This window comes from Streptomyces sp. NPDC017943, from assembly GCF_044328425.1.
GTDB classification, from domain to species: Bacteria; Actinomycetota; Actinomycetes; order Streptomycetales; family Streptomycetaceae; genus Streptomyces; species Streptomyces djakartensis_A.
This window is the reverse complement of sequence record NZ_JBIRHH010000010.1, coordinates 98,749-112,016: the sequence shown is the minus strand read 5'-3', so window position 1 is coordinate 112,016 and position 13,268 is coordinate 98,749. Positions and strand designations below refer to the sequence as shown.

The 13,268-nt window shown below is 69.5% G+C and carries 13 protein-coding genes; 6 read left to right on the top strand and 7 right to left on the bottom strand.

The genetic code is table 11. The features are described 5' to 3' along the window. Positions 1-88: 88 nt before the first annotated feature. On the bottom strand, positions 89-343 hold the full coding sequence (locus ACH4C6_RS29030) for a hypothetical protein (protein ID WP_398111581.1): 255 nt from the start codon (positions 341-343) through the stop codon (positions 89-91). Positions 344-474: 131 nt separating this feature from the next. Here ACH4C6_RS29030 and ACH4C6_RS29025 point away from each other — a divergent pair, with 131 nt between their 5' ends. From ACH4C6_RS29025 to ACH4C6_RS29010, 4 genes are all read left to right on the top strand, one after another. Next, positions 475-1,461 carry a LuxR C-terminal-related transcriptional regulator gene (locus tag ACH4C6_RS29025; protein ID WP_398111580.1) on the top strand — a complete coding sequence of 329 codons (987 nt, stop codon included), beginning with the start codon at positions 475-477 and terminating at the stop codon, positions 1,459-1,461. Between the two features lie 485 nt (positions 1,462-1,946). Further along, entirely contained in the window at positions 1,947-2,930 is a 984-nt protein-coding gene (locus ACH4C6_RS29020) for a DMT family transporter (RefSeq protein ID WP_398111726.1), read from the top strand. A 49-nt stretch (positions 2,931-2,979) separates the two neighbouring features. Then, the gene (locus tag ACH4C6_RS29015; RefSeq protein WP_398111579.1) at positions 2,980-4,161 is read left to right on the top strand and encodes a M20/M25/M40 family metallo-hydrolase; all 1,182 of its coding nucleotides are present in this window, start codon (positions 2,980-2,982) and stop codon (positions 4,159-4,161) included. 324 nt (positions 4,162-4,485) lie between these two features. Next, positions 4,486-4,827: a hypothetical protein gene (locus ACH4C6_RS29010; protein ID WP_398111578.1), complete on the top strand. Its 342-nt coding sequence runs from the start codon at positions 4,486-4,488 to the stop codon at positions 4,825-4,827. Between the two features lie 290 nt (positions 4,828-5,117). Here the strand turns inward: ACH4C6_RS29010 and ACH4C6_RS29005 are convergent, their stop codons facing one another. Beyond that, on the bottom strand, positions 5,118-5,528 hold the full coding sequence (locus ACH4C6_RS29005) for a RidA family protein (protein WP_398111577.1): 411 nt from the start codon (positions 5,526-5,528) through the stop codon (positions 5,118-5,120). Between the two features lie 80 nt (positions 5,529-5,608). On the opposite strand from ACH4C6_RS29005, the gene ACH4C6_RS29000 reads away from it, so the two are divergent. Further along, positions 5,609-5,980, top strand: coding sequence for a winged helix-turn-helix transcriptional regulator (locus tag ACH4C6_RS29000; protein WP_398111576.1), 372 nt, complete (start codon positions 5,609-5,611; stop codon positions 5,978-5,980). A 136-nt stretch (positions 5,981-6,116) separates the two neighbouring features. Here ACH4C6_RS29000 and ACH4C6_RS28995 read toward each other — a convergent pair whose 3' ends face one another. Continuing rightward, a complete protein-coding gene (locus ACH4C6_RS28995) occupies positions 6,117-7,859 on the bottom strand; it encodes an endo-1,4-beta-xylanase (RefSeq protein WP_398111725.1) in 1,743 nt (580 codons plus the stop codon). 200 nt (positions 7,860-8,059) lie between these two features. Next, the gene (locus ACH4C6_RS28990) at positions 8,060-8,908 is read right to left on the bottom strand and encodes an SDR family NAD(P)-dependent oxidoreductase (protein WP_398111575.1); all 849 of its coding nucleotides are present in this window, start codon (positions 8,906-8,908) and stop codon (positions 8,060-8,062) included. A gap of 661 nt (positions 8,909-9,569) precedes the next feature. On the opposite strand from ACH4C6_RS28990, the gene ACH4C6_RS28985 reads away from it, so the two are divergent. Next, positions 9,570-9,728 (top strand): hypothetical protein, encoded by a 159-nt coding sequence (locus ACH4C6_RS28985; protein ID WP_398111574.1) that lies wholly within the window; start codon positions 9,570-9,572, stop codon positions 9,726-9,728. 248 nt (positions 9,729-9,976) lie between these two features. On the opposite strand, the gene ACH4C6_RS28980 is transcribed toward ACH4C6_RS28985, so the two are convergent. Genes ACH4C6_RS28980 through ACH4C6_RS28970 form a run of 3 tightly spaced genes read right to left on the bottom strand, consistent with a single transcriptional unit; the run spans position 9,977 to position 12,986 of the window. Then, positions 9,977-10,867, bottom strand: coding sequence for a lasso peptide biosynthesis B2 protein (locus ACH4C6_RS28980; protein WP_398111573.1), 891 nt, complete (start codon positions 10,865-10,867; stop codon positions 9,977-9,979). Then, a complete protein-coding gene (locus tag ACH4C6_RS28975; protein ID WP_398111572.1) occupies positions 10,864-12,765 on the bottom strand; it encodes an albusnodin/ikarugamycin family macrolactam cyclase in 1,902 nt (633 codons plus the stop codon). Before ACH4C6_RS28975 ends, ACH4C6_RS28980 begins: the two co-directional genes overlap by 4 nt. A 17-nt stretch (positions 12,766-12,782) precedes the next feature. Beyond that, a complete protein-coding gene (locus ACH4C6_RS28970) occupies positions 12,783-12,986 on the bottom strand; it encodes a lasso RiPP family leader peptide-containing protein (protein WP_398111571.1) in 204 nt (67 codons plus the stop codon). Positions 12,987-13,268: the final 282 nt, after the last annotated feature.

Sequence of the window (13,268 nt, the reverse complement as noted above, 5' to 3'; positions counted from 1 at the left end):
ACGTCGGCCGTGGGCGGCCACGGGCGCTGCTGCGGCAGGTCACCCCTGCCGCGTGACGACGCGAGTTCCTGCCACGAGGGGGGGCACCTCAGACGGCGCGCCACCCCCGCAGGGCCGGTGCCTGGGCGATCGCCCGGTCCGTCAATTGCCTGGCCGCCGCGATGGCCGACCGGTCGTCCCCGGCGCGAAGGAAGTACGTGATCACTGCTCGTCCCCTGCCCGCGGTGACACGGATGTGCTCGACGCCGTCCGCCGGGCGGGCCTGCGCCCACAGGATGTCGACCAGCCCCGGTGGAGGCACGGCACCGTATTCGTGGGCCAGGGTCACGACGGGAATACGCATGAGGGCCAGCCTGTCCCCGCCCCGGGCCCCAGGACAGTCGCCGGGCTTGGCAGGATCCGGCTGGGCACGAACATGCCTGCCGTGAAAGACTCTGCACGGGCGCGCAGTAACCAGTAACGGGGGATGTTTCCGTGCTGTCCACACTCGGTGTCGACACCACGTCCGAGGCCGTCTACCGCGCGATGCTCGACCGGCCCGGCTGGGGAGTTCCCGAGATGAGCGTCCATCTCGGCCTGCCCGAGGCGGAGATCCACGCGGGCCTGGACCGGCTGGGTGAACTGAGGCTCCTGCGGCCGACGTTCTCCGACTCGTCGATCCTGCGGCCCGTCAGCCTCGACGTCGGCGTCCAGATCCTCCTGGCCCGCCGTGAGGAGGAAGTGCGCCGCGCGCAGGAGGAGTTCGCGGCGGGCCGGGCGGCGGCGCTGGAAATCCTGGAGACACAGGCACGCGCACCCGGCGGCGGATACGGCTACGAGGAGCTGCCCTCGATCGAGCGGATCCAGGACCGCCTGGAGCGTCTCACCCACTCCTGCACCGAGCGGCTGCTGTCCTTCCACCCCGGCGGGGCCCAGCCGCTCGCCCAGCTGGAGGCCTCCAAGCCGCTGGACGCCGCCCTCCTCGGACGGGGGGTGGAGATGCGGACCCTCTACCAGGACTCCGTGCGCAACGACCAGGACACGCTGCGGTACGCGCAGTGGCTGACCGACTCCGGCGGTCAGGTGCGTACCACGGCGGCCCTGCCGATCCGCATGGTGCTGTTCGACCGCACCGCGGCGCTGCTGCCCGTCGACCCGGACAACACCGCCGCGGGAGCCGTCCAGGTCTCCGGTCCGTGCGTCATCACCGCCCTGACCGCCCTGCACGAAGCGGTGTGGGAGCAGGCGGCTCCGTTCGGCACCGCGGCCGACCGGGACCGCGACGGGGAGGGACTGACCGGACAGGAGCGGCACATGCTCAAGCTGCTCGCCCAGGGGATGACCGACGAGGCCGCGGCCAAGCAACTGGGCATCGGGGTGCGCACCGCGCGGCGGATGATGTCGTCGCTGATGCAGCGGCTGGGGGCGCGCTCGCGGTTCGAGGCCGGGGTGCTCGCCGAGCGGCACGGCTGGCTGCCCTGACCGGGGGCGCGGAGCCCCAGTGGGCAGCCCGCGCCGAGCAGGCATGAGCCTGCCGGGACGGTTGCTGCCTGCCTGTCCCACTTCCCGGCGGGTCGCCGTCCGGGCACCGTGGAAGTCACCGGACAGCGCGGAGCTCACCGCCGCGGTCCGGCCCACCACGTGACCGTCCCGACACCGTCCCGACCGCGCAGGAGTATGCCCGTGTTCCGCCGATTCGCCCTACTGTTCGCCGCTTCGACCTCCGTCCTCGCTACCGCGTTTCTGGGTGCGGGAGGCGGCCAGCCGGTGGGCACCGGCGACACGGTCGCCGGCATCGCCCGGCCCCTGGCCTCGCCCACGGACAGTGCCGGGTGGAGCTGACCACCGGCCGTCCCGCGCATCGACATCCCACCCACTCGTCCATTCCGCCTGATGTCCCAAGGAGCACCGACCCGGTGACCACCACCGAAGGCACGCCGATCACCACAGAAGACAAGCCGAAGACCCTGGAAGGCACGCCGAAGACCACCGAAGGTACGCCGACAACCACCACCAAGGAGGCACGTACCGCCCCTACCACCTCCGAACTGCCGGTGAGTCCCGCCAAGCGGGCCGCCGTATGGCTGGGCCCTCTCCTTGCCGGGGCCGCGACGCTCATCTGGTCCGGGAACTTCGTCATCGCCCGCGCCCTGTCCGACGACATCGCCCCCGTGCAGACCGCATTCTGGCGCTGGGCCATCGCCCTTCTGGCGCTGGCGCCGTTCGCCGCCAAAGGCCTGTGGGAGCACCGCGCGGCCATCCGCAAGCACACCCGGTACATCGCGCTGGTGGGCCTGTTGGGCATGACGCTGTTCAACACGCTCATCTACATCGCCGGGCGCACCACGTCGGCTACCAATCTGGCCCTGATCGCCGCCGCCTCCCCGGTGCTCATCGCCGTGTTCGCCGCCCTCGGTGGAGAGCGTCTCTCCCCGGTCCGCGCCGCAGGGATGCTGCTCGCCCTGGCGGGTGTGGTGGCACTGGTGGCGAAAGGCAGCCTCGCCGTGCTGTTCGGCATGGACTTCGCGGTGGGCGACCTGTGGATGATCGCCGCCATGGGCACCTTCGCCGGGTACTCCGCGCTGCTCAAGCGCAAGCCGAAGGACATCCCCTCGGTGGTGTTCCTGGCTGCAACCGTGCTGTTCGGCCTGGTCATGCTGGTCCCGGCGCAGGCCGTCTCCCTCTACGTGGAAGGCGGCTTCACTCCCACCGGCGGCAACCTCGCCGCCCTCGTCTACATCGGCGTCGCGTCGTCGGCACTCGCCTTCTTCGTCTGGAACAAGGCGGTAGAGATGATCGGCGCAACTCGCGCAGGCGTCGTCTACTACCTGCAGCCCGTCTGCGTCGCGGCCCTCGCTCATTTCGCCATCGGCGAGGCCTCGACCCTGGCCCAGTTCGCCTGCATGGGTCTGATCATCGCCGGGGTCGCCCTGTCGTCCTCACGCCGCTGACCCACCGCCCACCGACACCCGCACACGGCTTCACCCAGGGGGAAACCGCATGTCCGTCATACCGGAGATCAACGCCGAACGTCTGCTCAAGGACCTCAGACACCTCGCCCAGATCGGCGCCGGAGCCGACGGCGCCGTCCACCGCATCGCCGGGAACGACGCCGACATGGCCGCCCGCGACTGGATCGACAAGACCATGCGCGTGGCAGGCCTGCACTCGTCCTACGACGCAACCGGCAACGTGTTCGCCCGCCGCTCGGCGACCACCGGACCGTGGCTGCTCATCGGCTCGCACTCCGACACCGTCCCCGCCGCCGGGCACCTCGACGGTGCATACGGCGTGATCGCGGCCATGGAGGTCCTGCGCACGCTCCATGAGGCCGACCATCCCATGGCCGACCACGTCGAGTCCGTGGCGTGGTTCGACGAGGAGGGAGTGAGGGAGGGCAGCCAGGGCGGGCTCACCGGCTCCACCGCCCTCACCCGTGACCCGCACGCCGAAGACCTGTTCGGGTACATCGAGCTGCACGTCGAGCAGGGGCCCCGCATGGAACGGGCCGGCCTCGACCTCGCGCCGGTGACCGGCATCGTCGGTGTGCGGCGCTACAGCGTCACCGCCTGTGGGCAGGCCAATCACGCCGGGACCACGCCGTTCGAGATGCGGCAGGACGCCGGCCGCGTGGCGTCCCGCGTCGCGGCCGAGTTGAGGAGCATCTGCCAGGAGGCCGACCCGGCTTCCGTCGGCAACGCCGGCGTCATCGCCTTCGACCCGGCCGCCGCCAACGTGGTCCCGGGAGCAGCCCGGGTGGAACTTGAGGTCCGGGCAGGCAGGGAGGAGGCACTGGACGCGATCGAGCGGGCCCTGACCGACTTCCTGGTCCTGGTGGCCGCTGAGGAGGAGTGCACCGCACAGATCGAGTGCACCAGCGCCAAGCCCGCGGCGGTCTTCGACCAGCGTGTCGTCGGCGTGGTGGAGGAGGTGTGCCGCCGGCACACCGCCAGGTGTGCACCGCTGTTGTCGTACGCGGGACACGACGCCTCGGTGATCTCGACACGGATGCCGACCGCGATGCTGTTCGTGCCCTCCACCGGCGGCTTCTCACACTCGAACCGGGAACACACCGCCGATGAACACCTGGTGCTGGGCACCCGAGCCCTCCTCGACGCGGTGGTCCACACGGGCGAACTGCTGCTGCCGCAGTGGTTGTCGCAGGAGCTGATCGCGGCCTGACGTAGTGAGAGGGGCCTGCAGACGCGGGCCCCTCTCACGGCCGACTAGAACGGCGGGTCTTCGCTGCAACCGCCGGCACGTGAAGCACGCAGTCTGGCTACGGCTGCGGATCACTGGCCGAGGCTATGCCGTCGATGAGCCTGAGCTGTTACCGGGTCACGTGTACAGCGGGGCGTGTTAGCGGAGGAGCTCGACGCCGGCTCGATGGTCAGGCCCTGTTCGGCGACGCGTGGACCGTGGCGCTGGTGGTATCGGTAGTGCTGAGCCTCAAGCGCCAGGCGCTAGTGGAGCGCTGTAGGAGAAGGGGCTGGGGAGGGCAGGGCCGTGGAGGAACAGACACCAGCGGAGCTGGCACTCAGTGGTTCGTACGTCGCCGCTGAGGGGGTGCGCTTCGACGTTGTCCGCCTGGAGGTCGAGCACCACCCCAACCGCAGTGCCACGCTGATCTTCCAGCTGACTGTTGCACGCCCGGGCTGCCCCGCGGAGCATTGGGCGGTCACCCTCCCTTGGGCCGACAGCTCCTGGACCGACGTGCTCACCTCGCCCACCCCTCCCCTTGACCGCTTGCAACAACTGGTGCACTTGGTTCGCGCGCATCTGGAGGAGTGGTGGGACACGAAGGGCCACAACCGGCAGTCGGCGAAGATGGGCCGGCGTGTGACCTGACCCGTCCGTAGGTCGCTTGGGACGCGCACGCTGTGACGGGCCTCCGGTGCCGGACACCGGCAGTGTCCGGCACCGGAGTTCCCCGTGGTGCTCCCCGCAGCCCATGGTGCATCCCAGGCGCACACCCTCGCATTGCCGCTTCCCGGCAATGGTGTCCAGGATCCGCGTGCCGGTCAGCGGCCGGGAAGCAGGGAGGGGCGCGTCAGGGCACTGTGGCGTCTCCCCGACATTCGAGACGCCGAAGGACCGGGGGCCCACGCGTGCGAATCGCTTTGGCGCCAGGGGCCGACTCAGTCGAGGACCGCTGTCGCCTCCACCTCGACCAGGACGTCGGGCTCGAAGAGGTAGTCGACCCCGATCAGCGAGGAGGGCGGAAGCGGCATCGTCAATCCGATCTCTTCCGCCACCTGCTCCACCCCTTCCATGAACGCGCCGCTCTTCTCGGGCGCCCAGTCCGTGACGTAGAACGTGAGCCTCAGGACGTCATCGAATGACGCACCGGCCCCCGCGAGTCCCTTCCCGGCGTTCCGCAGCGCATGGGCGACCTGTCCGGCGAGGTCTCCCGGGGCAAGGGGCATCCCGTCTGCCGACCGGGCAACCTGGCCACTGACATGCACGTGACGCGTTCCCGTGCCCACGGCCACATGCTCGTACGGGGTGGGCTGCATCATGCCTGCGGGTGTGAAACGACGCACGGACATGGAGGTCTCCTCACTTCGGCCAAACTAGGTATACCTTTGCTACCTGGTAGACGAAGGACACTTCAAGGAGACCAGGTATCGTGCCGGCTACTGCGCACAGCGACGACGGCGAGCTCAGAATCGAGCACCCCCATCGGGAGTTCCTCGACCAAGTGCTGGACAAGTGGTCGCTGAGCGTCCTCAACGAACTCTGCGAACGCCCCTGCCGGTTCAACGACTTGCGCCGTGCGATCCCTGCGGTGACCCAGAAGTCGCTCACCGCAACGCTGCGCCGACTCGAGCGCAACGGCATCGTGGAGCGCGTGCTCCTCAGTTCCCGCCCCGTCGCCGTCGAGTACCGGATCACCCCCCTGGGCAAGACGATGCGGCAGCCGATCGAGGTGCTTTTGGACTGGGTTGCGGCACACATGTCCGAGGTGGAACGCGCCCGTCGCGCCTTCGACCTCGCATGAACCAGCTTGCGCGACCGGAGCAGCATCCCCTTGAGGCGAACCAGGCCGACGCAGTGACGCCGCTATCGCCGAAGGCGGTGTGCCGCACGGCATCCTCATCACCATCGACATCAGACCGAGATCGCACCTTGCCTTCTCACGTCTCGTCCAAGGTCTCGAGCAAGCGCTCGTACGCCGGCTTCGGCCGCAAAGCGGCGTCCCACGGCAGGGAATCGGCCGCGCGCGGAGGGTAGATCTCGGTGTCGGCGGTGGAACCGTACCGGTCGGTGAACCCCCAGGTGGAGAACGATGTGCAGTTCGGCTCCTCCAGGCAGACCCGGAGCTTGCCCGCCATCTCATCAGCCTGGATCTGCTGCCCGTCCTCCTCGTCTTCGCCTATGGGGACGTCCATCTCCGACACCCGCGCCTGAACCCCGAGTTCTGCCAGATCCCGTACATGGCTGCGGAAGGTCTCCGGGTCGGTGCGGTCGCCGAGTGCGTACTCATGGTTCTGGAAACCCACGCCGTCGATCGGCACGCCGCGTTCCTTGAGTCGCTTGACCAGAGCGTAAAGGGCGTCCCACCGCTCGCCTTCCTCCTCGACCCCGTACTCGTTGAGGAATAGCCGTGCCTTCGGATCGGCCCGGTGGGCGGCCCTGAACGCCTCGTCGATGTACCTCTCGCCCATGGCCTCGAACCACGGGCTCTGCTCGGAGCGCAGACCGAGATCCCCATTGGTGTAGCTACTGTCGTCGTCGGACATGGGCTCGTTGACCACATCCCACTCCGCGACCTTTCCCTTGAAGTGCCCGGCGACCATGGCGATGTGCCGGAGCATGGTCCGGCGCACCTCGTCGGGGTCGTCGTTCTCCCGCATCCAGGTGGGCAGGGCCTCGTGCCAGACGAGGGTGTGTGCGTGCACCTTCATGTCGTTGGCGCGTGCGAAACGTACGAGTAGGTCCCCGTCGCGGAAGTCGTAGACGCCCCGGCGTGGGTGGAGGAACTGTGGCTTGAACGCGTTCTCCGGTGTGAGCATGGAGAACTGGCTTCCCGCGAGCGCCCGGTAGCCCGAGTCGGTGAGCAGCGGGTTCTCGGCCAGGGCGGTGCCGACGTCGAACGGTCGCCCCACGTCTGCGGCCCGCGCACGCAACGAGTCGTCGGACTGCTCCTGGCGTAGCTGCGGCGCCTTGATCACGCGGAGCGAGTCACCGCTCTCCGCCCGCGCGGTCAGCTGCGTCAGACGCCATCCCTCGCGACGGTCGTCTTCGCCTGCGTCCGCCTCCAATCCGAACCAGACAGTGCCCTCGGCGAACACGCCCGGGTCGTGCACGGTTCCCAGCCGCCGCCCGTCGGCTTCCACGCGGAAGGTGTCACCGATGCTCGACACAGCGAGCGTCACCGTCCCCGAGCAGCCGCAGCCGAATTCCTTGGAGGTGGCAGGCTCATCGCCCTCGCCGTCCCATATCTGTACCGTCACCTCTCCGTCAGCAGTCACGCCGACGCGCAGTGAGGGCCGCTCCTGCCGCCACTCGTCGTAGATGACCGGTACACGTCCGTACAGCCGCAGCCATGAGTCGCCGCCATCGTCACCCACACCGGACATGCGCGCGGTGACGGTGAAGTCGCCATCGGATCTGAGATGCGGGCCGGCCAGGTTCAGCGGGGGGTTGGGCTGGCCGCCGGAGGAGTCCTGCTCCACGATGTGCCGATCCAGTGCGCTGACCCGCAGGGTGTCGTTCCGCAGGGTGGTGCCCGGCATCTGCGTCCAGTCGTGGTTCCGCAGCAGGTCCTCGTCGCTCCCGCCGCCCGTGCCTTCACCCTGCCCCGTACACCCGGCCGCCACCGCCATGACGAGCACCACGGCGGTCAGTCGCGGCCACGTCCCCCTACCAAGGCCCACGGCCCCTCCCACTCCCTTGTTCGAGACGAGATCAACGTCCCGAAACCCGGCCACAGTTCATCACACGTGAGGTACGGCGGCCTTGTGCGGCCGCAAGTACGCTCACGGTTCGCTGACCGGCGGATGGTGGGACTGGCGGGCGAGCCGCGGTCAGGCCGCGGTCGGGCCGCCACACGTGTCGGCGGTGCGTGGCGCGGCTGCTACGGCGTGGCGGACGGCAGCGGTGACAGGCCACCGACCAAGGCGCGGGCGGCGGCGAGTTCCTCGCGGGCGGCCTGCTCGGCCATCTCCAGGTAGGTGTAGGCGTCATCGCCCACCGGGATGCGCAACGGGGTGGGCCCGTCGGCGGCGACGATGGCGAGGATCCGGGCGGCGAAGTCCTGGGGCCGTCCGGTGGCGGGGTCGCCCGCCATACCGCGCACCGCGTTCAGCGTTTCGGCGGTGACCGCGGCGTACTCGGGCAGCCGGCGGTCCGACTCCGCGAGCGACGTGCCGTAGCGGGTCGCGAAACCGCCGGGCTCCACTACGGTGACGCGCACGCCCTGGCCGCCCACCTCCGCGGCAAGCGCCTGGCTCATGCCCTCCAGGGCGTACTTCCCGGCGACGTACGCGCCCAGTCCGGGAAACGCCATCCGGCCCGCCAGGGAGGAGACGTTGACGATGTGCCCGCGTCCCTGGGCGCGCATGAGCGGCAGGACCAGGCGGACCAGCCGCCAGGGGCCCACGACCAGCGTCTCCAGCTGGTCGCGCAACTCGGCGTCGGAGACTTCCTCGACCGCGCCGAACAGGCCGGCGCCCGCGTTGTTCACGAGGACGTCGACCCCACCCAGACGGTCGGCGGCGGTGCGGACGGCCTCCTCGCACTGGGCGGCGTCGCGCAGTTCCAGCGGGAGGGGGACGATCCGCCCGGGCCAGGCGGCGGCCAGGTCGTCCAGGGCGGCGGTGTCGCGCGCGGTGACCGCCACGTCGTGCCCTTCCCGCGCCGCCGCCTCGGCCAGAGCCCTGCCCAGTCCCGAGGAACACCCCGTCACCAGCCAACGTCGCCCCATTGCTGCCTCCCGCACGCTCTCGACGGCTGCCGCCTCCGTGGCGCCGGTCCCGGCCCGGCCCGCTCCCATGGTTGGCGCAGGAGCGCCGACGGTCATCCCCTCAGGCGGGGGCGCTCCGGTGCACGCCGGGGGCGTTCGACGGCGGTCAGGAGGCCTGCGCCCGACACCCATGCCCGTGTATGTGACTTGCATCACATTCAGATGAGTTCGAGGTGCTGTCTCCTACGCAAAGGAGGCGTCGATTTGAGGTCTGCACCGCGTTAATCGATGAGCGCGAGGGTGTTCATTATCCGTTCGGCTTCGAATCGGGTGCTGGGCGTGCGCCGGCGGGCATCAAGCCGACGGAAATCTCGCTGACGATATGGCGGTGCCAGACGGTTTGCATTCCATGGTGTCCGCTGAGGTGGAGCCATGGGCAGAGAGCGGTCTCAATTTTCGGTTCTCGTTCCAATGGTATGTCTCACTCGCTTGCCACAGGCGAATCGAAGTGCGACGCAGACTGGACTCCCCAGAGCTGGGGCTCACGCGGCGCGTGGGGACGCGGCAAAGGCCATTGTTTTGCAGCAGGTTGACGGGAACACTTGTCTTCGACGCGGAGTCGACGCCGCACCCGCATCGCCGGGCGCCGGTGTCGACGCGCGGGAAGGTGAGGTGAAGTCACATGGGTATGAAGATGACGATGACCACCCGCTGTTCTATCTCTGTGCGTTGGCGGCACGTGCGAGTGGTCATCATCGTCATGGTCCTCGTGTTCCTGATCATAATGACTCGAGGAAACGGTGACATGACGCTGGTCGACGCGCTGTTGCCGCGCGTCTGAGGGGCGAGCAGACCCCACCAACGGGGGCGGTTGCCGGGAGACCGGTGACCGCCCCTTCGCTTTGTCAGGCTAGCGTACAAAGTCTGGCCGATGAAGGGGATTGCGCACGAGTTTTCGACGACGTTCTTGGAACTATTCGGTAGGGACCCCGACAGGCGTCAGGCGTGTGCGAATTGAAGCGCGGTAGTGGGGGGCGTGGAGTGGGTCGCTCGCAGCGCCCCGTTCCGACGGCCGGCTTGCCCGACTGATCAGCTCACAACCAGAACACGGCGAAAATCAGAGTTGCCGTACTCGTCAGGTGAGGCGATGGCTACTCCCTGCGTTTCAACCCATGCGTGGAAACGGTACGGGTCGTCCGCCGTGCCGATGCACCACACCACCCGTCGGCCGGTCGTGGCCAGGACCCCGAGCGTGGCCAGGGACAACTCAAGGCAGGCGGCGCGTCCCGGGTACCACCGGGCTGCCCGCCGCACCGCCGCCAGGGCGGCTACGGCTTGCTCCGGCGTGGCCTCCCGCCGACACCAGATACGTGCGGTCCAGCGCACGGTGAAGAAGACGGTTTTCAACGGCAACCGGATCAACAGCAGAGCGCCGAGGAGCGCGCAGAGGCCGATTACCGCGTTGACGGCGCCGCGAAATGAGCGGTCGCCTTCGGCCCGCACCGGGTCGGCGGTCATTGTCATCTGGCTTGCGAACCGGGGCACTTCCGCGCCATGCAGGTCCTCGCCCTGCGCTGGGGCTTGCCAGGCGGATGCGCGATCACCCGGACTTCGGCTCGCAGTGACCAGTGCATGGTCCGCCGTAGGAGGCGGAGCGTCGCCCGTCGGGTTTGTGTGTTGCTCCACTGCGGAGGGCGGCCGGCTCGGGGCGTACGCGGTGAGGAGGCCGAGGCTGATCAGGTCGTCGGCAAGGCGGCGGGCGTCCTCGCGGAGCCGGTCGTGCTGCAGGTCGGGGTAACGGCCGGCCAATACCGACACCGCGGCGTCGAAGTTCCCGCTACGGCGCCATTCCTGCCAGAGGGCGTGAGCGATGGCGTTCATCGCGAAGCAGTGGCCGGATCTCAGGTCCAGCAGCACGCTGCCACCGTGCGGTGAGGTACCGCCTTCGCGCACGTGCTCGGACACGCTCAACCGCGTCATGGATGCTCCCGTCTGCTGTCGCCGGCCGTCAGCCACAGGTCCGCGCCGAGCAGGCGGTTCAGCGCTGGGAAGGGTGCGGGCAAACCCGCGGCTGCCCGTTCGACCGAGGCGATCACCCGCGAGGGTTCGATGATTCCGAGGTCGGCCAGCGGGGAGCGGAGGAGCCGTTCCCTGATGTGTGTCATGGAGCGGCGGGCGCCGCGGTAGTTCTCGGCCGCGTAGTCGCCCTTGGTCCTGCGCCGCAGTACCGGGCCGGGAACCAGATCGGTCAGAGCGGCCGCCAACAGCGGCTTGGCGGTGAACGGGTCGATCCGGTGCGGCAACGGGAGCCGGGTGCAGGCCCGTACGACCTCATTGTCCAGGAAGGGAGCGTGCGGCCAGATGCCGAACGGGCGTGCCACGGCGGTGAGGTGAGCCTGCGTGGCGGCGGAGGTACGTAGCTCGCACAGGACTGCCCGGGTGCCCGGCGTCGCGGGCGCTGAGGGAGATGCGGGGCCGGCCGATCGGGCACGCTCCTCGGCCAGTTCGACCAAGTGGCGGCGTGCTCCGGTGGCCAGCCAGGTCGTCTCCGGCCCCGGAGCCGGCCACCAGGCAACCGCGTCCGCCCACTGAGGCGGATGGTCCAGGGGTTCGTCGAGACGGCGGGCGAGATCCCTCATCGCCCGGTGCAGAGGGGTGCGGGCAAGGCGTCTTGCTCGCAGGATGACATCTGCCGGGGAGAGTTGGCGCATGCGGGCCAGCGCGCGCCCGTCGGCAAGGAGCCGGCGCAGTCCGGCTGTGGCCGCGATGTCACCGAGAGAGGCGGGGGGCGCGGCCAAGAGAGCGTCGCCGCCCTCGCCGGTCAGATGGATGCCGGGGCCGCCGCGCGCGATGTGGTCCATGCGCAAGCGGGTTCGGGCGCCGATGACTGCCGCCGGGTCGGGCTGGTCCGCAGAGCCGTGCTCGGACAGGCCGCTGTAGGGCAGGGACTCCTCGTTGCCGCACGTCACGGAGAGCCGGATGGACCGGGCATGTTCGGCGTGGACCAGGGCGTGGGCGAGATCGCCGGTGGGTGCGTCGGGGTGGTGGTAGACGAAGGCGTCCAGCGGCGTCCAGCGGGTCGTGCGGGCGGCGAGGAAGGCCAGGGAGGTCGAGTCCAGGCCGCCGCTGAAGTCCGAGGTGATCCGTGGGGCGCTGTCGGTGCGCAGGGCGACGGCGCGCGTGAGGGCTGACCGCAACTGGGCTGCGCTGTCCTCGAACCGTGCGTCGGGGTCGGGGGCGAGGTCCTCGTACGTCCAGAGGGTGCAGCCGCCGGAGGGAGTGATTTCCAGGGCTTGGCCGCCACCGAGTCGGCGGATGCCGTCGTGAGCTGTGCGCCCCTCCGTGAGTTCTGGAACGGCGGGGCAGACGATGTGCGCGGCGAGCGCGGCCGTGTCGGGTCGGCCGGCTGCCCCGGACAGGGCCGCCGCCGTCCTCGCCCGGGTGGACAGGACCGTGCTGTGACCGCGGCGCCCGTAATAGAGGGGGAACTGCCCCGCTGGGTCTGCATACGCGATGAGGCGACCATCGTCGTGGAGCGTGATCAGCAGGTAGGCGCCCGGCCATCGAGTCAGGCGCTCCCAGCGGCCGTCCTGCACGGCCAGCCGTAAGTCGTCGCGCATCGTCACGTCGTCCGCGAGGCACTGGCCGACGACGGCCAGCCGGACGAGTGCGCACTGCACGGTGCGGACCTCACCGCTGTGCCAGTCCCCCCAGGACCAGAGCCGGGGTTCGCCGGGCCACAGCGGGGTGGCTCCACGCGGCGCCGGGGCAGGTGCCGACGACAGCAGTCCCGCGACGGTTGGCCCGTCAGGAGGGGGGAGAGCAGGAGACGAGCAGTGCAGATCCGTGGCTGCGGCTGCGGCAGCGGGTTGGGGCACGACTGCTGTCCCGAATGTCAGTAGTAGTACTGGGCATTGGCATCGGCACTCCCACTGGGGGAACTGCCCAGCGTCACCTTACGGACATGACCCAGGTCGACCAGCATCGGCGATTCGTAGGCGGCCGGTTCCTCGGGAGACGGTACGACCTCGGCCGTTACCGCTTGTCGCGGATATCCCGAGTCCTCGTACGGGGATACGGCAGTGGGCTCGTAGGTCATGAGGCCGCCTCGGGTCAGGGGCATCGGCTGCCCCGGAAAAGGATCGTAACGGGGAAAGTCGCGGCGCCGGCCATACCGGCGGCCGCGGGGCCTCAAGTGTAGCGATTCCCCGGCTGCTCCTGATGGCGAATCGGCCCTCTATAGGGGGTGCTTCGGCTTGGCAGCGCCCGCCTTCGTCGCCGGGCGGCAGAGGGGTGATCCGGTTCCGTCAATGGGCCTGCTGACGGAAGGTGGAACTATTCGGTCGACGACGGTCGCTCATTCGAACGAGTGCGACGGTGG